The sequence below is a fragment of the Microlunatus speluncae genome (genome assembly GCF_009299835.1).
GTDB classification, from domain to species: Bacteria; Actinomycetota; Actinomycetes; order Propionibacteriales; family Propionibacteriaceae; genus Microlunatus; species Microlunatus speluncae.
The window spans coordinates 158,044-178,419 of record NZ_VKCZ01000003.1 but is presented as its reverse complement, the minus strand read 5'-3'; the positions used below and the strand labels follow the sequence as shown (position 1 = coordinate 178,419).

The following is a 20,376-nucleotide window of genomic DNA, read 5'->3' as shown; positions in this document are numbered from 1 at the left end:
CGGTGCTGCCCACCATCCGGATTCGAGGCTCGCGAAGGAGAGTCTGGCAATGACTTCGATCGCTACGGTCCACGGTTATCCGCGGCAGGGCCGGCGGCGCGAACTGAAGCGCGCCATCGAGGGTTACTGGAAGGGCAGGAGCGATGCGGCGACGCTGTCGGAGACGGCGGCGACCCTGCGACGGGAGCGACTGGAGCGGCTCCGTGACGCCGGCCTCGGCGAGGTGCCGGTCGGCGACTTCTCCCTCTACGACCACGTGCTGGACACGGCCTGGATGGTCGGCGCGATCCCGCCCCGGCACGCGGCGGCGGTGCCCGACATCAGCACCGAGGCCGGCCGGCTCGACCGCTACTTCGCCATGGCCCGCGGCGACGACCGGGTGCAGCCGCTGGAGATGACCAAGTGGTTCGACACCAACTACCACTACCTGGTGCCGGAGCTGTCCGCCGAGACCGAGTTCGCGCTGGACCCGACCAAGATCATCCAGGAGTTGACCGAAGCCCGCGAGCTCGGACTGGCGGCTCGGCCGGTGCTGGTCGGTCCGGTCACCTTCCTGCTGCTGTCGAAGTCCGCCGATGATCACGACTTCGAGCCGATCAGCCTGCTGGATCGGCTGTTGCCGTTGTACGTGGAGCTGCTCGGCCGGCTCGCCGAGGCCGGGGCGGAGTGGGTGCAGCTGGACGAGCCGGTGCTGGTCACCGATCTCGAGCCGGCGCAGCTGGAGTTGATCAAGGCCACCTATCAGAGCCTGGCCGAGGTCGAGCACCGGCCCAAGATCATCATCGGGTCCTACTTCGACCGGCTGGGCGATGCCGCCGCCGTGCTCGCCTCCTCGCCGGTCGAGGGACTGGCTGTCGATCTGGTCGGGGCCGGAGCGGCCAGCCTGGATGATCTTGCCGGTCAGCCGGGGCTGGCCGACAAGCGGCTGATCGCCGGCGTGGTCAGCGGTCGCAACGTCTGGCGGACCGACCTGGCCGCGGCGCTCGGCACGCTGGGCACGCTGCTCGGGCTGGTCGACCGGCTCGACGTGGCCGCGTCGTCGTCGCTGCTGCACGTGCCGATCGACGTCACCGACGAGCCGGATCTGAACCCGGAGATCGCGTCCTGGTTCGCCTTCGCCGATCAGAAGCTGGAGGAGCTGTCGATCCTGGCCCGGGCCCTGCGCGACGGCCGGGATTCGGTCGCCGGTGAGCTGGCGATCAACGCGACCCGGCTGGCGTCACGGAAGGAGTCTCCGATCGTTCATGATCAAGCGGTCCGCGACCGGTTGGCGACGATCACCGATGATCAACTGCGCCGCCGCTCGGCGTACTCCGATCGGGCCGCAGCGCAGCATGATCGACTCAAGTTGCCGGCATTCCCGACCACGACGATCGGTTCCTTCCCGCAGACCAACACCCTGCGCCAGGCGCGGGCCGACCTGCGGACCAAGAAGATCGACGCGAGCGCGTACGACGTCGCGATGCGGGACGAGATCGCCCGGGTGATCGAACTGCAGACCGAGCTCGGGGTGGACGTGCTGGTGCACGGCGAGCCGGAGCGCAACGACATGGTGCAGTATTTCGCCGACCAGCTGTCCGGGTTCATCAGCACCCGCAACGGCTGGGTCCAGTCCTACGGCACCCGCTGCGTCCGGCCGCCGATCATCGCCGGCGACGTCTCCCGGCCGAAGCCGATGACCGTCGACTGGGCCGCGTACGCCCAGGGCCTGACCGACCGGCCGGTCAAGGGCATGCTGACCGGCCCGGTGACCATGCTCGCCTGGTCGTTCGTCCGCGATGATCAACCGGAGGGCGACACCGCCCGACAGGTCGCGCTGGCGCTGCGGGACGAGGTGACCGATCTGGAGGCCGCCGGGATCGGCGTGATCCAGGTGGACGAGCCGGCCCTGCGGGAGACCCTGCCGCTGCGCCGGGCCGACCGGCCCGCCTACCTGGATTGGGCGGTCGCCGCGTTCCAGCTGAGCACCACCGGGGTGGTCGACGGGACCCAGATCCACACCCACATGTGTTACGCGGAGTTCGGCGACATCATCGACGCGATCATCGCGATGGACGCCGACGTGATCAGCCTGGAGGCGGCCCGGTCGCGGATGGAGGTCGTCGGCGAGCTGACCGCGGCCGGTTATCCGCGCGAGGTCGGGCCGGGCGTCTGGGACATCCACTCGCCCCGGGTCCCGCCGACCGAGGAGATCACTGCCGCGCTCCGGCTGGCCGGCAAGACCTTGCCGCCGGAACGCCTGTGGGCCAACCCCGACTGCGGCCTGAAGACCCGCGGTTACGCCGAGGTCGAGCAGTCCCTGCGCAACCTGGTCACCGCCGCCAAGGAGGTCCGCACCGACCTCACCCCCGCCTAGGACCCACCTTTCGCCGACTTGTCAGAACTGAGTTGTGCCATAGGGCTCCTCAGTTCTGACAAGTCGGTCAGGGACGGGGGGACGACGGTGGGGGTCGGGCGTTTGGCGACGATGCCGTCGCCGTGCGGGATGCCGCGGATGCCCTTGCCCAGCCAAGGGGCGAGATGGGTGACGGCCCAGTCGAACTCGCCGCTGAGCTGCTCCCGCCGGGACCGGGTCGACGGCTCCGGCGGCAGTGGGTCGGCCCAGGAGTCGTCCATGCCGGAGATGCCGAGCCGCCAGGCCAGGCCGCGGGCGACGCGTTCGTGGCCGAGGGCGTTGCCGTGCAGTCGGTCCTCGTACCAGAGCCGCGGATCGCCGGCCATCGGGTACGTCTGCAGGTCGAGCACCAGCACGCCGTAGCGCGCCGCCTCGGCCCGGACCAGGTCGTTCAGCCGAAACATCCGGTCCCGCAGCCGCCGCCCGAACGGGTTGATCGCGGCCGGGTCCGGCATGGTGAAGGTCAGCACGGTGATGTCGTTGCCGCGGGCCTCCCCGTACATCGCGGCCAGGTCGGCGGCCAGTTCGTCGTAGTCGCAGCCGAAGGCGATCACGTCGTTGACGCCGCCGAAGATGGTCATCAGGTCCGGCTTCAGGGCCAGTGCGTCGTCGAACTGGGTGTTCCGGATCTCGTTCAGCCGCAGGCCCCGGACCGCCAGGTTGGCGTACTCCAGGGGTTCCGGCTGGCCGTCGGCGAGGTGCTGGGCCAGCCGGTCGGCCCAGCCGCGATACCCGCCGTTGCCGTCGGGATCCTCCAGGCCTTCGGTCGCGGAGTCGCCGATGGCGACGTACCGCCGGAAACTCCGCCCACTCCGTTCGACGCTCGCCACGTCTGGATTCTGCCGTACCCCGACAAGGGGTCGCGGTCAGGCAGCCAGGTCGACGTGGCTTCGGCTGTGCGCCTTCGCCCGGCCCGACCGGGCCGACATGTCGAACATGGTGGGCACGATTGCCAGCACGCCGACGATGACGATGCCGATGACCGCCAGCACCGTAATGAGAATCTGTGTCGCATCCATGAATCAAGGATCGCTCGGTGCACCGAATCCGCCATCGGTCGCCGGTCGGCAGTCTGGCCGGCCCGATGACGGCGCTGGTCGTGCTCCGAATCGGACCCCGGTGATAGGGGTCAGGCCGGGGTGCGGCGGCACTATCGGGCAGCTCAGCAGAGGCTCAACCGCCAGTTTTGCGCAGACCTTGAGTCGGTCTTGAGGGATCCTGGCGCACCCGCAGAGGCTGGCCAGGCATGCTTCATCTCGTTGGGGGGCAGTTGGACTCGATGCTCAGCCTGGGGAGGGGCATCGGCCACAGACCAATTCGCCGGCACTCAGGGGGGTCGACGAATGCGCAGGGCCGGTGGGTTTCGTACCCACCGGCCCTTCGGTTTTCCTGACTTCTCCGATTAAAGCAGAGGCGGACGACCGCGCTCGAATCCTCCGTCCGCTCCGTGAACCGCCGGGGATGCGCCCGCCCGCATCCCCTCCGGCTGTCGGGAGCACGGACTACTTGGCGTTGAACTCATCCCGGAACGCGACCCATTCGCGCACCCGGGTCAGGTCGTAGTCGACCCGGCCGTCGGTGGTGACGGTGATCAGCCGGACGCCGACGTCGGCCAGCGCCTGGCCCTGATCGTCCGGGCTGCCGTTGGCCCCGGCGGAACGCTCGATCTCACCCGGATCCCGGCCGATCTTGGCGCACCAGTCGTCCAGCACCCCGTTCTTGTGCTTGAGCGTCTCGGCGTCGCCGAAGCCGTGCCAGATGGTCGCGTGCTCGGCCGTGTAGCGCAGCGTCTTCTTCTCGCCGCCACCGCCGATCAGCACCGGGATGTCGCGGGTCGGCGCCGGATTGAGCTTCGACCAGCGGGACTTGATCCGGGGCAGCGCCTGCTCCAGGTCGGCGAGCCGGTGGCCGGCGGTGCCGAACTCGTAGCCGTACTCGTCGTAGTCGCGCTCGAACCAGCCGGCGCCGATGCCGAGGATCAGCCGACCGCCGCTGATGTGATCGACGGTCCGCGCCATGTCGGCCAACAGCTCGGGGTTGCGGTACGAATTGCAGCTGACCAGCGCGCCGAGCTCGACCCGGCTGGTCTGCTCGGCCCAGGCGCCGAGCATGGTCCAGCACTCGTAGTGCAGACCGTCCGGCTCGCCGGACAACGGGAAGAAGTGGTCCCAGTTGAAGATCACGTCGACGCCGGCCTCCTCGGCGGCCGCGGCGGCCTCACGCAGCTGGGCGTAGTCGGCGTGCTGCGGCTGCAGCTGGACACCGACCCGGAACGGACGATTCGCGTACGGGGCATCAGTCATGGGTCTCACCCTAGGAGGGGTTGATCCGACCCAGGTCTCCGCGTCCCATTCGTTCGTACGCGGGACTCGGGCGACAACTACACTCGCAGCGCCATGTCACGCAGGCCGGGAGGGAGCCATGCCGGGACCACAATCACTACGCCGCAGCCGAGGTCGCGGACGGCCGGAGCCGGGCCGGATCGACGCCAACTGGGCGCCGCCGCTGTGGGGTGTGCTGGTGGCCGCGGGTGGCGTGATCGCGGCGATGGGCATCAGGGAGATCTCCAACATCATCGGCCCGGTCTTCCTGGTGCTGACCCTGGTGATCACCGTGCATCCGTTCCGGGTCTGGCTGCGCAAGCACGGCGTGCCGGCCTGGCTGGCCAGCACGATCGCCCTGTTCACGATCTACGGCATCCTGATCGTCATCCTCGGCTCGATCGCCCTGTCGATCACCCAGCTGGCCACCACCTTGCCCAAGTACGGTGAGGCGTTCATCCGCCTCTACAACATCGTGCTGGACACGCTGGCCGGCTTCGGCGTCGGCACCGAGCAGTTCCAGTCCTTCCTGGACAGCTTCGATCCCAGCTCGCTGACCGGGGTGGCCCAGTCGCTGCTCAGCGGCATCACCAACTGGCTGTCGCTCGGCGCCCTGATGGTCACCGTGGTGGTCTTCCTCGCCTTCGACGCGTCGGGGATCGCCCCGCGGATGGAGATGATCAAGAAAGCCCGGCCCCGGGTCGCCGAGGCGCTGCAGACCTTCGCCCGCAACGTCCGCAAGTATTGGATCGTGACGTCGCTGTTCGGCTTCATCGTGTCCGTCTTCGACGTGATCGCGTTGTCGATCATCGGCGTGCCGCTGGCTGTCACCTGGGGCGTGTTCGCCTTCGTCACCAACTACATCCCCAACGTCGGGTTCATCGTCGGCATGATTCCGCCGGCCCTGCTCGCCCTGCTCAGCGGCGGCGACAACGGACTCCGGGACATGCTCGCGGTGATCATCGCGTTCTGCGTGATCAACTTCGTGATCCAGACGCTGATCCAGCCGAAGTTCACCGGTGACGCCGTCGGCATCACCCCGACGGTCGCCTTCCTGTCGTTGATCTTCTGGTCCTTCATCCTCGGCGGCCTCGGCGCGCTGCTGGCGGTGCCGGCGACGCTGTTCGTCAAGGCGATCCTGATCGACCAGTCCGACCGGACCCGATGGTTCGGGGCGCTGATCAGTGCCACCCCGGACGAACCGGATGCCGACCGCCCGGTGTTCGGGCTGCGGCGGAAGATCAAACCGGCCCGGTCCTAGGCATCAGTCGATCGTGCACACGGCGCGCTCGGCCATGGCGGCGAGCGCCTCGGCGATCTTGGCCGGTGACAGACCGCGACCGGTGTGCAGCAGGTCGAAGCAGTCGAAGCTGGTGAAGACGAAGAGCTGATCGGTGGCCGCCCGGCGGGTCAGGCCCGGCCGGAGTTGGCCCTGCTCGTCGAGCCGCTTGGCCAGATAGCGCATGCCGCCGAGCCGGCCCTCCTCGAGCCGCCCGGCGGCCCCGGCGAAGGCCTCGGGATCGAGGTGCGCGCTCGAGTAGAGCGCCCGGAGGATGTCGCGCTCGGCAGCATAGGCGGCCGAGCTGGCCCGGAACGATCCGCGCAGGTGCTCGCGCGCGTCCGGATGGTGTACGGCCTCGCCGATCTCCAGGAACCCCGCGCGCTGGAAGACGTGCCGGGCCAGCGCGTCGAACAGGCCGGCCCGGGACTCGAACACCAGATAGATGGTCGACCGCGCCACGCCCGCGTCGCGGGCGACCTGATCGATGCTGATCTTGGCAGCCGGTGCCGCACGGAGCCTCTCGTACATCGCCACGATGATCCGTTGCTTGGTCAACTCGGCCGCGGCGGCCCGGGTCCTCAGCTTGTCCTGCGACTGGCTCATGGCGGCAGATCCTATTGATCAGTTGACATCGCGTCCAGTCATCGGACACTATGTCCGATGACACTACACAGTGTCCGATTAGACTACATAGTGTCCGATTAGACAGGACGTCCGGCCGGTCGAGCCGGACGGAGCACAAGGAGGAATCGATGACTGAACGTGAGAGTTCCGGCGTGCCGGTGGTCATCTGCGGCGCCGGGCCGGCCGGCCTGGTGGCGGCGATCGAGCTGGCCCGGGCGGGGATCGAGGTGACGCTGGTCGAGCGTCGGCCGGACACCCTGGCCCTGCCGCGTGCGACGGCGATCAGCACCCGCACGATGGAGATCCTGAGGTCCTGGGGTCTCGAGCCGCAGGTGCGCCGGGTGGCGATGGACGTGGTCGCCCGCGGTTGGATCGCCGCCTCGTTCGGAGCGATGCCGGGCCAGGAGTTGCAGGAGGGCTTCCCCACGGCCGCCGAGGCGGCGGCGGTGAGCCCGACCGGTCCGGCGTTCGCCCCCCAGGATGATCTCGAGCGGATCCTGGTCGCGCGACTGCGCGAATTCCCGCAGGCCCGGGTCGAGTTCGGCGTCGAGCTGACCGACCTGACGCAGGACGGCGACGGAGTCACGGTCCAGCTCCGGGACGTGGCGACCTCGACGACCCGGACCCTGCGGGCCGGCTATCTGATCGGGGCCGATGGCGCCGCGAGCACCGTCCGGTCCTTGCTCGGCATCACGCTGGAGGGGCCGGACAACCTGGTCGTCCACTCCGCGACCCAGTTCCGAGCACCGCTGTGGGATCTCGTGGGCGACCGCCGGTACGCCATGTACGTGATCATGAACCCGGAGGCGGGCGGCGTGCTGGTGCCCAGCGGGCAGGGCGATCGCTGGGTCTACGGCCGGGAGACCCGGCCCGGCGAACCGGCGGCGGAGACCGACGAGCAGCTGACCCGGCTGATCCGGATCGCGACCGGGGTGCCGGACCTCGAGCCGCGGATCGAGCGCACCGGACGGTTCACCTTCGCCGCCCAGGTCGCCGACCGCTATCGCGTCGGCCGCGGTTTCGTGGTCGGCGACGCGGCCCACCGGATCACCCCGCGCGGCGGCACCGGCATGAACACCGCCATCCACGACGGCTACGACCTCGGCTGGAAGCTGGCCTGGGTGCTGTCCGGCTGGGCCGGCCCCGAGTTGCTGGACAGCTACCAGGCCGAACGCCGGCCGGTCGGCGCGCGCAACGCCGCCCGGTCGGCGCAGCGGGACAGCTCCGGCACGCTCGAGGAGGCGTTGGCCGCCGATCTGGGCGGGCGGATCCCGCACGCCTGGGTGAGCGGCGAGCCGGCCGTCTCCACGCTCGATCTGCTCGGGCCCGGGCTCACGGTGCTCGCCGCGGACCCGGCCGCCGAGTGGCTCGGCTCCGGACCGGTCGGTCCGTTGCCGATCACCGCCCGGGTCCTGGATCGCGGCACCGCAACGGCCCTCGGGCTCGCACCCGGGGAGGCTCTGGTGGTCCGGCCCGACGGCAAGATCATCGGCCGCATCGATCCCGGCACGGCCGAGCCCGCGGCAGTGCTGCGAGCGCTGGTGATCACCTTCGCCGGTCGCGGCGCTCCGCTGGCCGACGCCCGGGCCGTCCTGGTGTAGCCATGATCGACTCCGGCACCGGGCCCATCAGTGGCCCGGGCTGGAGTAGTGCCGCAGTTGCCGGTGGAAGAAGATCACGGCCAGCACGTAGAGGATCAGACCGACCGCCGGTGACGCCGCCGCCAGCCAGATCGGCACGAACAGTTCGTCGGTCCGGCCGAGCAGGATCGCCGCCGGGAAGAACGCCGCGTAGGCCAGCGGCAGCAGGAAGGTCAGCAGATAGGCCACGGCCCGCGGGAAGACGCTCAGTGGGTACGGGCCGAAGGTGACGAACACCTGGTCGGCCACCCGCAGCAGCGGACCGCTGACCAGCAGCCGGAACGACAGCGAGGCGATCACCAGCATCACCGCCGACTCCAGGAACGCGCTGCCGATCACCGCGATGATCAGGTATGTGATCAGGCCGGGCGTCCAGGCCACCGGCGCGGCCACCGCGGTGATCACCAGCACGACCAACCCGAACACCAGATCACCGAACGCGGTCACCGTGAACCGCCGGGACAGCAACTGGACCAGCGGATTGACCGGCCGGAGCAGATAGCGGTCGAACTCGCCCTCGCGGACCACGGTGTCGGTGGCCCAGAGCTGGCCGGACAGGAATCCGTGCAGGGCATGGCCCATCGCCCGGATCCCGTACACGAAGGCCACCTCGACCAGGCCCCAGCCGCCGATGCCGCCGAAGGCGAAGATGATCACCCCGACGAAGGCCAGCGATACCGCCTCGTAGAAGATCGCGCCGATCGAGGTCAGGACGAAGTCGGCCCGATACTGCAGCGCCGAGGTCAGCCCGATCCGCAGCAGCACCGCGTACTGCCGCAGGGTGGACGGCGGTCGCGGGGCAGCAAGATCATCCACCCTGCACCACCACCCGGTGCCGGGCCCGGGACCAGACCCAGGCGGCCAGAACGCCGAGCACGACCAACCACAGCGCCTGCACGGCGAGCGCGATCCCGAGCCCGCCCGGCGGCCGGCCGAAGTAGATCGCGACCGGGGTGTAGGTCGCGGCCTGGAACGGCAGCACGGCGGCAATCGTCTGCAGCCAGCCCGGCATGAACCACAGCGGCAGCACCGAGCCGGAGAGGAAGGTGCGAACGACCGCGAACGCCATCTGGATGCCGCCGACCTCGAGCGTCCAGAACGAGGTCAGCCCCATCAACAGCGTGATCAACTGGGAGACGCCGAACGCCAGCACCAGGCTGACCGCGAACCCCAGCGCGGCGGCGGGATCGGCCGGCGCGGCCAGGCCGCCGATCAGCAGGCCGGCGCCGAGGCCGACCGCGACGGTGGGCAGCGCGGCAATCACGTAGCCGGCCTGGACGGCGAGGTTCTGGGTCAGCAGGCCGATCGGGCGGGTCAGGTCGATGCCGATCAGGCCGTCCCGGACCCGGGCCTGGATCGACTGCCCGGGCCAGACATCGAGCACCGAGGCCACGGTGATGCCGAGCACGGCGTAACCCACGGCGGTCCGGACGTCGGCCCCGGCGACCGGGTCGGTGCGGCCGGCATAGATCGCTCGCCAGACGACGGCGTACAGCACCACTTGGATCGCCACGACGACCAGCGACACCAGCATCGACCCGCGATACGCCCAGGGTGTCAGACAGCCGATCCGGACCTGGCTGAGCACCGCGCGAACCGTACCGGGTGCGGTCATTCCGGCCCTTCCGGCAGACCCCGCTCGATGTAGATCCGCGCGATCACGGCCTCGAGCCGCGGTTCGACGACCGACAGGTCCACCACGTCATGGGCCGCGGTCACCGCCGCGATCACCTGCGGAGCCGCTCGGACCCGGTCCGATCGGAACCGCAGCCGGACCACCGGGCCGTCCCGCGCCACCTGCTCCGCCTCGGCCACGGTGACGTCGGACGGCTCGGCCAGCGTGACCACGAGCTCGCGGTACGGCGCGTAGCGGGCCATCAGCTCGGCCAGGCCGCCGTCGTAGAGCACCCGGCCGTGATCGATCAGTACGATCCGGCGGCACAGTCGCTCGACGTCCTCAAGATCATGAGTGGTCAGCAGGACGGTGGTGCCGCGTGCGATGTTGGCGTGCGCGACGAACTCGCGGATCCGTTGTTTGGCGACGACATCGAGCCCGACCGTCGGCTCGTCCAGGAACAGCAGCCGTGGCTGGTAGAGCATCGCGGCAGCAAGATCACCGCGCATCCGCTGGCCGAGCGAGAGCTGCCGCACCGGGGCGTCGAGGAACTCCTTCATCTCCAGCAACTCGACCAGCTCGGCCTGTCGATGATCACCGTCGGCCGGCGGCACGCCGTACAGGTCGCGGACCGCGCGGAACGATTCGCGCAGTGGCAGGTCCCACCACAGCTGACTGCGCTGGCCGAACACGACGCCGATGGTGGCCGCGTTGGCCTTCCGCTCCCGCGACGGGTCGCGGCCGGCGACCGATACCGCACCGGCGGTGGGGGTGAGGATGCCGGTCAGCATCTTGATCGTGGTCGACTTGCCGGCCCCGTTCGGGCCGAGGAAGCCGATCAGCTCCCCGCTCTCGATGCCGAACGACACGTCGTTCACGGCTCGGATCACGTCGTGATCGCGCCCCAGGAACGTGCGGATCGCGCTGAATCGGCCCGGCACCCGCTTGACGCGGCGGAACTCCTTGACCAGTCCCTCGACCCGGACCAGCGGACCCTCGGCGGACGCCACCGACTCACAGTGTCAAACCGGACCCCTCGGAGCAACGCTATTTTCCGCCGGGCGCCGAAGGCCCGCAGCCGATCAGTCGAAGAGGCCGAGCCGATGGGCCCAGGCAGCAGCTTCGAGTCGAGTGGTGACCGCCAGTTTGCCCAGGATGTTGGAGACATGGACCCCGGCGGTCTTGGTCGAGATGAAGAGCCGCTCCCCGATCTGGCGGTTGCTGTGACCGGCCGCGACCAGTTCCAGCACCTCGAGCTCGCGCGGCGTGAGCCCAGCCGGGCTGGCTCGCTTGCGATCGTCGTCCAGGCCCAGTCGGCCGCGCCGGGAGAGGCCGAGGGCGCGCTCGCGGAGCGGCGTCGCGCCGAGTTCACCGGCGATCGCCGCCGCCTCCGTCAGCGATCCGGTCGCCGCCGGTCGGTCCTGTCGGGTCAGCGCCGAGCCGGCGGCGCGGAGCAGGGTCTCGGCCAGCGCATACGGCTGACCGACCTGTCGCCAGGCCTCGATCGCAGCCGGCCAACCGTCGGGATCCGTTTCGGCCTCGACGCTGAGCCGGTGAGCCGTTTGCAGCCGGCCGACCGAAGGCAACGGGACGGATCGGAGCCGTTGCAGCAGCGGGCCGTCGGCGAGGGCGCGGACCCCGATCAGGATCAGCGGCCACCCGTAGCGTGGGCTCTCCCGCAGATCATGATCATCGAGGACGTGCCGCAAGATCAGCTCGACCGCCGGCACCTCGCCCCGGACCTCGGCGAGGCGGCAGTCCAGCAGATCCGGTTCGAGGCAGGACTCGACGCCTCGGGTCTGCTCGTGCAGGGTGGCGCGGGCCTGCCGGGCCCCGCTCTCGGCCGCCTCGAACTCGCCGCGACGGAGCTCGACGGTCGCCTGGATGACCTGCAGATAGGCCTGGTAGAGCGGCGGCGGATTCAGCGCCATGGCCTCCCGGTACACCTCGGTCGACTCGGGGTAGCGGCCGAGCGAGAGCAGCGACTCGGCGAGGTTGGGGGCCAGCAGGGTGCCGCGGGTCCGGGCCAGGCCGAGCTCGCGGGCCACCGTGATGCCGTCCCGGGCGACCTGCTCGGCGCGCTCGTGTTCACCGGCCGCCTCCAGCGCGTCCGACTCGGTGACGGTGACCAGCAACCGCAGGTCGTCGGCCCGCGCGGCCTCGGCCGCCCGGCCGGCCCGGTCGAAGAGCTCGACGGCTTTCGGCAGCTCACCGGCCAGGGCGGCCAGCGCTGCCAAGGTGGTCAGGGCAGCGGCCTGAACCGCGGGCTCGCCAGTGGCCTCGCCGATCGTCAACGCCTCGGTGGCCGACTCCGACGCCGCGGTCAGCCGGCGGCGGTGGCGCTGCGCCGTGGCCAGGGCAGCGAGGACCCGGCCGCGGGCGATGCTCGGAGTTGCCGGCAACCGGTCGCGCGCGGCCAGCAGATCCGGCAACTGGTCTCGGCCGGTTCGGTCGCCCAGCTCGGCCCGGAGCAGCAGCAGGTGGGCGGCGCACTCGTCGTCGCCCTGGGCCGCGGTGTCGGCCTGACCCGTGTCGTCGGCCAGGGCTGCGGTCGCCAGGTCGAAGCCGGCCGCCAACTCACCGGCGTTCAGGGCCGCCTCGATCGCCAACCGCTGCACCTCGGATCGGTCGGCCGGGAGCGAGTCGGGGCGATGGTCCCAGAGCTGCAGCAGCCGATCGCGCATCCGGTACTCCTCCGCGTACGCGAACGCGTGCCGGGCGCTGTCGGCTGCCTGCCAGGCGGCTGCGGCGGCCCGGCCGAGCTCACCGGCCGCGAACCAGTAGCGCGCGAGCTCGGCCTGGGCCCGCTCCCCGGCGACCAGGCGCGGGTCGGCGCTCACCGCCTCGGCGCAGCGCCGGTTCAGCCGGGCCCGCTCGCTCGGCAGCAGGGCGTCCTGGACCGCCTCGCGGATCAGGTCGCGCCGGAACGCGTACCCGTCGTCGACCACCTCGAGCCAGCGCCCCCGGAGCAGCGGCCGCAGCGCGGCTTCGACGGCCAGGTCGTCCAGCTCGACCAGGCCGGCCAGCAGCCGGTGGTGCACCGGGGCGGCGGCGACCGCGGCCGCTCGCACGATCCGGCGGCTCGGCTCCGGCAGCCGTTCCACATCGGCGAGCAGCAGGTCGCGCAACGACCCGGCCGTCTCGTCGCCCCCGGCCACCAAGGCCTCGACGAACAGCGGGTTTCCCTCGCTGCGCTGGAAGATCCGGTCCGCGGCTGCCGATCCCGGCTGCAGCGCGGCGACCTGTTCGGCGACCTCGTCCCTGGTCAGCCCGGTCAGCGCCAGCTGTCGTACGCCCTCGGTCCGGGTCAGCACCGGTCGCAGCGGATGGGCGGCATCGATCTCGTCCGGGCGGAAGGTGCCGAGCACCAGGACGCCGGGCCGGCTGAGGTTTCGGGCCAGGAAATCGAGCAGGTCACCGGTTGATCGGTCGGCCCAGTGCAGATCCTCCAGAACGAGGACGACCGGTTGTCGTTCGGCGCTGCCTTCGAGGAGCAGCAGCACCTCTTCGAAGAGCCTGGCCCGGCCCAGCTCGCGGTCCGGATCGGCGTCGTCGGCACCGAGCTCCGGCAACAGCCGGGCGAGCCCGCGCCGGCCGCCGCCCGGAACCATCGCCGCGATCGCCGGCCCGCCGAGGGCTCGGATCAGCCGCCGCAGGGCCGTCACGAACGCCCCGAACGGCAGCCCGTCCGGGCCCAGGTCGGTGCAGCCGCCCTCGATCACCCGGGCGGAGGCGCCGAGCCCGCTCGTGAAGTCGCGCACCAGTCGCGTCTTGCCCAGTCCCGCCTCGCCGCCGACCAGGACGACCCCGGCAGCGGATCTGGTGTCGTCCCAGGCGGCCAGCAGGGCGGATCGCTCCCGGTCGCGACCCACCAGCGTGGGGCTCATCAGCCGACTGATCACCGCACCGATGATGGCACGCCGACGAGCCCCCGGCGGGCACCAATCTGAACACCCGGTGGACCAGATCTAGGTCAACTGACCAATGCCGCGGGCCGGCCGACCGGCCAGGCTGAGGACACACCCACCGAGGAGGAATCAGCATGAAGATCCGGACCCACATCTCCGTCAGTCTTGACGGCTACATCACCACCCCCGAAGGGCTGCCGACCATCCTGACCGCGCCCGACTTCGAGAGCGGGATCTCGCACGGGGCGCCGGAGTTCATCGCGACCTGCGGCGCGGTGCTGATGGGCCGGTCGACGTTTCTGCCGGCCGTCGGATCGTCGCACTGGCCCTGGCCCAACCTGAAGGTCTTCGTGCTGACCAGTCAGCCCCTGCCGGAAGGCACGCCGGACCATGTCGTGAGCTCCGGCGATCCGGCGGCGCTGCTGGAGCTGATGCGGAACGCCGACTTCGAGGGCGATGTCCATCTGGTCGGCGGTCAGCAGACGATCCAGGCCTTCCGCGAGCTCGGCGCGGTGGACGAATTCGGCCTGGTGGTGATGCCGGTCCTTCTCGGCGACGGGCTGCGGCTGACTCCGGAGAAGAGCGCCGCCAAGCCGCTCCAGTTGATCTCCACCAGGACCTTTCCCGACGGCTCCGTCGAGCACACGTACACCCCGTAGAGTCCGAACGCACCAAGATCATCCCCTGGAACGAGTACGACGTCGCCGGCCATGACGCCGCGCACCAGGTCCCCGAGTTCTTGATCAAGGACATCCGGCGCTTCTTCGCGGCGCTGCGCCCGGTCCTTGAGGCACCCGACACGCGGGCCCTGGCCGGCGGCACGCCGCGAGGCCGCATCACGGGACCCGGGGCTGCAACGATCAAGGGTGACTTATCGCTTGGTGACCAGCGACCCGGATCCGACGACCGTACGAGGACTCACGCTGTTGCTGACCCTGCCCGAGGGCGACTGTGTCGTCGCCGCCGACGGTGGGCCGGTCCTCAGCACCGGCGAGGTCGCGGCCGGTGAGCACTGGCTGCTCGACACGGCGCGGCGGGTGGCGCTGCAGACCCACGGGTTCCGGATCCAGGGAATGCGTACGGTCGCCGTCGCCGAGCTCGGTCCGGCGGATCCGGGCACCGGGCTGCAGGTGTACGGCTTCGCCACCGGCGGACCGGACGGTGGCGGCTGGACCGACCGCGAGGTCCCGCTGGAGCGACTCCCGGCGGACCGGTTGGCCGCTCGGCTGGCGGCATCGGGCGACGCCGCCGCTGCCCGCTTCGTCGTCGATGCCGCCGAGGCGCGGCGGGCCCGGACCGACGAGCACGCCGCCGCCGACAATCTGCGCTGGCAGGCGGCCTACCTGCGGGCCGAGACACCCTGGGGACAGTCCGGCAACAGCGGCACCTACGAGGACTGGGAGCGCAGCCGGCGACCGGTCGCCGCGGCGATCGAGCGCAGCGGCACCTTTCTCGACGTCGGCTGCGCCAACGGCTACCTGATGGAGTGTGTGCAGGCCTGGTGCGCGGAGCGCGGGCTCACCGTCGACCCGTACGGGATGGAGCTCGGGCCCGAGCTCGTCGCGCTGGCACGACAGCGGCTGCCGCGCTGGGCCGACCGGCTCTGGGTCGGCAACATGCAGACCTGGGCCCCGCCGGACGGACTCCGCTTCGACGCCCTGCAGGTGCGCCCCGATGCCGTCCTGCTGGAGCGGCGCGCGGAGCTGCTCGCCCACCTCCGCGACCAGGTCCTGGTCGCCGGCGGCCGGCTGATCGTCACCATGGCCGAGTCCGGCCCCTACGGCACCGCAGCCGCCCTACTGGAACACTCCGGCTTCACCGTCGCCGGCGCCCACGGCCACGTGGCCTGGGCCGATAGCTGATCCGGGCCGCACTGTCAGTCCCGTGATGTGTCCTGAGCCTGCCCGGTTGCGGCTGGTCAGCTAGGGTCGCTTCGGATTTCCGGGCAGGGACAGTGAGGGGCTGAGGGTGCAGGGTTCGGTTGTGTCGATCGAGGAGCGGATCGCCGAGGAGCTCGGGGTCGCGGTGGGCCAGGTGCGGGCGGCGGTGGCGTTGCTCGACGAGGGGTCGACGGTGCCGTTCATCGCCCGGTATCGCAAGGAGGTCACCGGCGGGCTGGATGACGCCCAGCTGCGCACCCTGGAGGAGCGGCTGCGCTATCTGCGCGAGCTGGACGAGCGGCGACAGACGATCCTGGAGTCGATCGAGGCGCAGGGCAAGCTGGACGACGAGCTGCGGGCCCGGATCCTGGCCGCCGACACCAAGGCGCGGCTGGAGGATCTCTACCTGCCGTACAAGCAGAAGCGGCGGACCAAGGCCATGATCGCCCGCGAGGCCGGGCTGGAGCCGCTGGCTGACGCGTTGATCAACGACCCGACCCTCGACCCGGTCGCGACCGCCGAGGCGTACGTGGATCAGGCCAAGGAGGTGGCCGACACCAAGGCGGCGCTGGACGGGGCCAGGGCGATCCTGGTCGAGCGGTTCGCCGACGACGGCGACCTGATCGGTGAGTTGCGAGAACTGTTCTGGCGGAACGGGCGGCTGATCTCCGCCGTCCGCGAGGGCAAGGAGACGTCGGGCGCGAAGTTCTCCGACTACTTCGACTTCGCCGAGTCGTTCACCACGCTGCCGTCGCACCGGATCCTCGCCCTCTATCGCGGCGAGGCCGAGGACGCGCTGATCGTCAGCGTGGCGGCCGACGAGAAACCCGATGATCAAGGACCGAGCCGTTACGAGGGCATCATCGCGCGCCGGTTCGGCGTTTCTGATCAAGGCCGGGCGGCCGACAGCTGGTTGATCGGGGTGGTCCGCTGGTCCTGGCGGACCAAGATCATGATCACCCTCGGCATCGACATGCGGATGCGGCTGCGGCAGCACGCCGAGGAAGAAGCGGTCCGGGTCTTCGCCACCAACGTGAAGGACCTGCTGCTGGCCGCGCCGGCCGGCACCCGGGCCACCCTCGGCCTCGATCCGGGCTTCCGGACCGGGGTCAAGGTCGCCGTGGTGGACCGGACCGGCAAGGTCGTCGCCACCGACGTGATCTATCCGCACGTGCCGAAACAGCAGTGGGACCAGTCGATCGCGACCCTGGCCGCGCTGGCCAAGGCGCATCAGGTCGAGCTGATCGCGATCGGCAACGGCACCGCCTCCCGGGAGACCGAGAAGCTGGCCGCCGAGTTGATCAAGAAGCACCCGGAGCTGGAGCTGACCAAGGCGGTCGTGTCCGAGGCCGGGGCGTCGGTCTATTCGGCGTCGGCGTTCGCGTCGCAGGAGCTGCCGGACATGGACGTGTCCCTGCGCGGCGCGGTGTCGATCGCCCGCCGGCTGCAGGATCCGCTGGCCGAGCTGGTCAAGATCGATCCGAAGTCGATCGGTGTCGGTCAGTATCAGCATGATCTTGGTGAGCTGGCCCTGTCCCGGTCACTGGACGCCGTGGTCGAGGACTGTGTGAACGCGGTCGGTGTCGACCTCAACACCGCTTCGGTGCCGCTGCTGACCCGGGTCTCCGGGATCACCTCGGGGCTGGCCGAGAACATCGCGATCCATCGTGATCAGAACGGCCCGTTCCGGTCCCGGGAGGGGTTGCTGAAGGTGGCCCGGCTCGGGCCGAAGGCGTACGAGCAGGCGGCGGGGTTCCTCCGGATCTCCGGCGGCGACGATCCGCTGGACTCCTCCGGCGTGCACCCGGAGTCCTATCCGGTGGTGCGGCGGATCCTGTCCGCGACCGGCACCGAGCTGAAGACCCTGATCGGCAACGCCTCGGCGCTGCGCACGGTCAAGCCGGCGGACTTCACCGACGACCGGTTCGGGTTGCCCACGGTGACCGACATCCTGTCCGAGCTGGAGAAGCCGGGGCGCGATCCGCGACCGGCGTTCCAGACCGCGACCTTCGCCGACGGCGTCGAGAAGCTGGCGGACCTGCGCCCGGGAATGATCTTGGAAGGTCAGGTGACCAACGTCGCCGCCTTCGGCGCGTTCATCGACATCGGCGTGCACCAGGACGGGCTGGCCCACGTGTCGGCGCTGTCCAAGAACTTCGTCTCCGATCCGCGCGACGTGGTGAAGTCGGGCGACCTGGTCAAGGTGAAGGTGCTCGACGTCGACCTGGCCCGGAAGCGGATCTCGCTCACCCTGCGGCTGGACGATGATCATGAAGCCAAGCCGGGCGAGCGCCGCAAGGACAACGGCACCGAGCGTGGTGGCCGGCCCGGATCCGGCAAGGGTTCGGACGGCAAGGGTGCTGACGGCAAGGGAGCTGGGGGCAAGGGCTCCGGCGGCAAGCGGCCGGGTGGTGATCGCTCCGGCGGTCGCGGTGACCGGTCGAAGCAGCGCCGCACCGAAGCGAAGGCGCCGGAGGGCGCGTTGGCCGACGCGTTCCGGCGGGCCGGCTACACCGGGCGCTGAGCGCCCGGCGGCAGGTAGGCGGCGAGCCGCTGGTAGGGGTTGACCGGCTCGCCGACCGACCGGCCGTAGACGTGCAGGTGGACGTGCGGCGTCTCCTGCCGCGCGGCCACGCCGTCGTTGGCGAAGCCGCTCAGCCCGGTCGATCCCGAGCCGAGCCGGAACTGGCGCAGCGACTCGACCAGCCGGGCCGACAGTGAGGTCACCTCGTCCGGCTCCAGGTCGCGCAGGCTGGCGACGTGCCGGACCGGCAGCACCAGCACGTGCGGGTCGATCAACACCCGGCGTGGCCGGATCACCCGGACCCCGCCGCCGCGCCAGCGCTCCTGGTCGGTGAGCACCGACCCGGCGCACCCGTCGCAGAGCTCGCCGGGTGGTGGCTCGACGATCACCGTCGCCGGCGGGTCGGCCAGCAGCGGCCGCAACCGGTCACCGAGCTTGGGGTCGGGGGCCGGCGGTCGACGACGGGAACGCTGCAAGGTCATCGCGCGCACCGGGCTGATCATCTCCCCGGCCCGGCGACCGAAGATGTGCACGGCACAGCCGGCGTCGGCGATCGAGTCGGGCTCACCGATGGCGTCGTGGTCGGGCTGCCAGTTCACCGCGAAGGTGATCATGAACCCGGCCGACCCGAACTCGGCCTGCAGCGCCGCGGTGGCCGCCCGGTAGGCCTCGATCATGTCGCGGCCGACGTCGGGCGTGAGCACGGCATCCTGCCGGCCCGGCCGATAGAGGGCGAGGTGTGCGTCGATCACCCGGGTTGCGGGTATGACGATGCGCCAGCTTCCCCGTCCCCCGATGATCTCCGCACGCACCCCTCAAACCTAGTGAGCCGCGGTGGGTCCGTCGAACGTGGGTGTCACCCTGTGGTCACGACCGGCGCCGGTGCCGCCCTCGGGGTCAGCCGGGAACGAAGTCGCGGAGGTGCCGGGCCAGGACGGCGGGCTGGTCCTGCTGGATCAGCGTGAAGCTGTCGGCGACCTCGACCAGGCGCCCCTGCGGCAGCAGTTCGGCGAGCCGGCGGCCGTGCTCGGGCGGCATCATGGCGTCCTCCGGCGCCCACACCACCAGGGCAGGCCGGTCGAATCCGGCCAGGCCGGCGCTCCAGTCACGGTTGCCATCCAGCGGGACGCTGATCACGTACTTGCGCAGGTCACGGCGGATCGCCGGCTCGCCGAGCCGCTCCAGCCAGCCCCGCAGCACCGGGTCGGGCACCGCATATTTGGCCATGGCGCCGATCGACCGAGCCCGTACGGCCGCGGACCGGGACAGCAGGGCCAGCAGGCCGAGCCCGCCGGGGATCCGGGACAGCCGGCCGAGCATCCGCCCGGGCGGGCCGGGCGGAAAGTTGTCGAACGCCTCGCAGGCGGCCAGCACCAGCCGGCCGACCCGGTCGGCCCGGCCGCGTTCGACGATCAGCTGGGCGCCGCCCCAGTCGTTGACGACCAGGGTGACGTCGGTCAGCCCGAGCCGCTCCAGGAACTCGGCGACCAGGTCGGCCAGCGCGCCGATGCTCAGATCCGCGTCGGGGCGCATCGGCCGCCGGTGGGCGCCGAACGGCAGCGTGGGCACGACGCAGCGGTAGTCCGGCTCCAGCTCGGCGACCAGCTTGCGCCACACCGTCCCGTCCATCAGCGGGCCGTGCAGCAACACCAGGCACGGGCCGGTGCCGCCGGTGTCGGAATAGTCGATGGTCCCCGCCGCCAGTTCGATCTCAGCCATTCCCCGATCCTCGGCCGCCCCGCTGCTCACCCACCAGCCCACTCACTGCCCACCCTCCGCCCACCCCACGCCGAGTTGTCAGAACTGAGTAGCCCCATGGCACAACTCAGTTCTGACAACTCGGTGCGGGTGGGCGGGTCAGGGGGTGCGGAGGGCGCGGCGGACCTCGCCGACGGAGGGATTGACCAGGCGGTGCTCGCCGACCACGACGGTCGGCACGGTCTCGTCGCCGCCGGTGATCTCCCGGACCCGGGCGGCGGCCGCCGGATCCTGCCAGATGTTGATCTTGTTCACGCCGATCCCGGCCCGGTCCAGGCGAAATTCGAGCGCCCTACAGAACGGACAGCCGGGTCGCCAGTAGAAGTCGACCAGCGGCGCAGCGTCGGCATTGGATTTGCGAAAGATCGGCACAGTACGACCCTGCGCGCGCCGAGGGCGTCGGTCAAGACGGTATCGATACTGTCGGAA

17 protein-coding genes are annotated in these 20,376 nt (G+C 70.7%); 6 read left to right on the top strand and 11 right to left on the bottom strand.

Annotation, left to right across the window (positions count from 1 at the left end):
• The first annotated feature begins 49 nt into the window (after positions 1–49).
• Positions 50–2,356, top strand: coding sequence for a 5-methyltetrahydropteroyltriglutamate--homocysteine S-methyltransferase (gene metE / locus FNH24_RS04335; RefSeq protein WP_152360921.1), 2,307 nt, complete (start codon positions 50–52; stop codon positions 2,354–2,356).
• Here the strand turns inward: metE and FNH24_RS04330 are convergent.
• From FNH24_RS04330 to FNH24_RS04325, 3 genes are all read right to left on the bottom strand, one after another.
• Positions 2,353–3,225 carry an SGNH/GDSL hydrolase family protein gene (locus FNH24_RS04330; RefSeq protein WP_152360920.1) on the bottom strand — a complete coding sequence of 291 codons (873 nt, stop codon included), beginning with the start codon at positions 3,223–3,225 and terminating at the stop codon, positions 2,353–2,355. The two genes, metE and FNH24_RS04330, sit on opposite strands and share 4 nt — an antisense overlap.
• Before the next feature lie 36 nt (positions 3,226–3,261).
• Positions 3,262–3,414, bottom strand: a complete 153-nt coding sequence (locus FNH24_RS31345; protein ID WP_161605986.1) for a hypothetical protein — start codon at positions 3,412–3,414, stop codon at positions 3,262–3,264.
• 483 nt (positions 3,415–3,897) lie between these two features.
• On the bottom strand, positions 3,898–4,698 hold the full coding sequence (locus FNH24_RS04325) for an LLM class F420-dependent oxidoreductase (RefSeq protein ID WP_152360919.1): 801 nt from the start codon (positions 4,696–4,698) through the stop codon (positions 3,898–3,900).
• Positions 4,699–4,816: 118 nt separating this feature from the next.
• On the opposite strand from FNH24_RS04325, the gene FNH24_RS04320 reads away from it, so the two are divergent.
• On the top strand, positions 4,817–5,977 hold the full coding sequence (locus FNH24_RS04320; RefSeq protein WP_161605985.1) for an AI-2E family transporter: 1,161 nt from the start codon (positions 4,817–4,819) through the stop codon (positions 5,975–5,977).
• Between the two features lie 3 nt (positions 5,978–5,980).
• On the opposite strand, the gene FNH24_RS04315 is transcribed toward FNH24_RS04320, so the two are convergent.
• Positions 5,981–6,601 carry a TetR/AcrR family transcriptional regulator gene (locus FNH24_RS04315; protein WP_152360917.1) on the bottom strand — a complete coding sequence of 207 codons (621 nt, stop codon included), beginning with the start codon at positions 6,599–6,601 and terminating at the stop codon, positions 5,981–5,983.
• 149 nt (positions 6,602–6,750) lie between these two features.
• On the opposite strand from FNH24_RS04315, the gene FNH24_RS04310 reads away from it, so the two are divergent.
• Positions 6,751–8,223 carry an FAD-dependent monooxygenase gene (locus tag FNH24_RS04310; protein ID WP_161605984.1) on the top strand — a complete coding sequence of 491 codons (1,473 nt, stop codon included), beginning with the start codon at positions 6,751–6,753 and terminating at the stop codon, positions 8,221–8,223.
• Between the two features lie 27 nt (positions 8,224–8,250).
• On the opposite strand, the gene FNH24_RS04305 is transcribed toward FNH24_RS04310, so the two are convergent.
• From FNH24_RS04305 to FNH24_RS32410, 4 genes are all read right to left on the bottom strand, one after another.
• A complete protein-coding gene (locus FNH24_RS04305) occupies positions 8,251–9,078 on the bottom strand; it encodes an ABC transporter permease (RefSeq protein WP_152360915.1) in 828 nt (275 codons plus the stop codon).
• Entirely contained in the window at positions 9,071–9,877 is an 807-nt protein-coding gene (locus FNH24_RS04300; protein WP_152360914.1) for an ABC transporter permease, read from the bottom strand. Before FNH24_RS04300 ends, FNH24_RS04305 begins: the two co-directional genes overlap by 8 nt.
• On the bottom strand, positions 9,874–10,887 hold the full coding sequence (locus FNH24_RS04295; RefSeq protein ID WP_152360913.1) for an ABC transporter ATP-binding protein: 1,014 nt from the start codon (positions 10,885–10,887) through the stop codon (positions 9,874–9,876). The genes FNH24_RS04300 and FNH24_RS04295 overlap by 4 nt, the downstream gene beginning before the upstream one ends.
• Before the next feature lie 72 nt (positions 10,888–10,959).
• Entirely contained in the window at positions 10,960–13,779 is a 2,820-nt protein-coding gene (locus FNH24_RS32410; RefSeq protein ID WP_152360912.1) for a helix-turn-helix transcriptional regulator, read from the bottom strand.
• 140 nt (positions 13,780–13,919) lie between these two features.
• On the opposite strand from FNH24_RS32410, the gene FNH24_RS04285 reads away from it, so the two are divergent.
• From FNH24_RS04285 to FNH24_RS04275, 3 genes are all read left to right on the top strand, one after another.
• Positions 13,920–14,444, top strand: a complete 525-nt coding sequence (locus FNH24_RS04285; RefSeq protein WP_152360911.1) for a dihydrofolate reductase family protein — start codon at positions 13,920–13,922, stop codon at positions 14,442–14,444.
• 207 nt (positions 14,445–14,651) lie between these two features.
• Positions 14,652–15,647, top strand: coding sequence for a class I SAM-dependent methyltransferase (locus FNH24_RS04280; protein ID WP_152360910.1), 996 nt, complete (start codon positions 14,652–14,654; stop codon positions 15,645–15,647).
• Positions 15,648–15,753: 106 nt separating this feature from the next.
• Positions 15,754–18,189 (top strand): Tex family protein, encoded by a 2,436-nt coding sequence (locus tag FNH24_RS04275; RefSeq protein WP_246186742.1) that lies wholly within the window; start codon positions 15,754–15,756, stop codon positions 18,187–18,189.
• Here the strand turns inward: FNH24_RS04275 and FNH24_RS04270 are convergent.
• From FNH24_RS04270 to FNH24_RS04260, 3 genes are all read right to left on the bottom strand, one after another.
• On the bottom strand, positions 18,174–18,941 hold the full coding sequence (locus tag FNH24_RS04270; protein ID WP_152360908.1) for an HIT family protein: 768 nt from the start codon (positions 18,939–18,941) through the stop codon (positions 18,174–18,176). The two genes, FNH24_RS04275 and FNH24_RS04270, sit on opposite strands and share 16 nt — an antisense overlap.
• 145 nt (positions 18,942–19,086) lie before the next feature.
• Complete coding sequence (locus FNH24_RS04265) at positions 19,087–19,908, bottom strand: alpha/beta fold hydrolase (RefSeq protein WP_152360907.1); 822 nt, start codon at positions 19,906–19,908, stop codon at positions 19,087–19,089.
• 138 nt (positions 19,909–20,046) lie between these two features.
• The gene (locus tag FNH24_RS04260; protein ID WP_217428034.1) at positions 20,047–20,319 is read right to left on the bottom strand and encodes a glutaredoxin family protein; all 273 of its coding nucleotides are present in this window, start codon (positions 20,317–20,319) and stop codon (positions 20,047–20,049) included.
• Positions 20,320–20,376 lie beyond the last annotated feature (57 nt).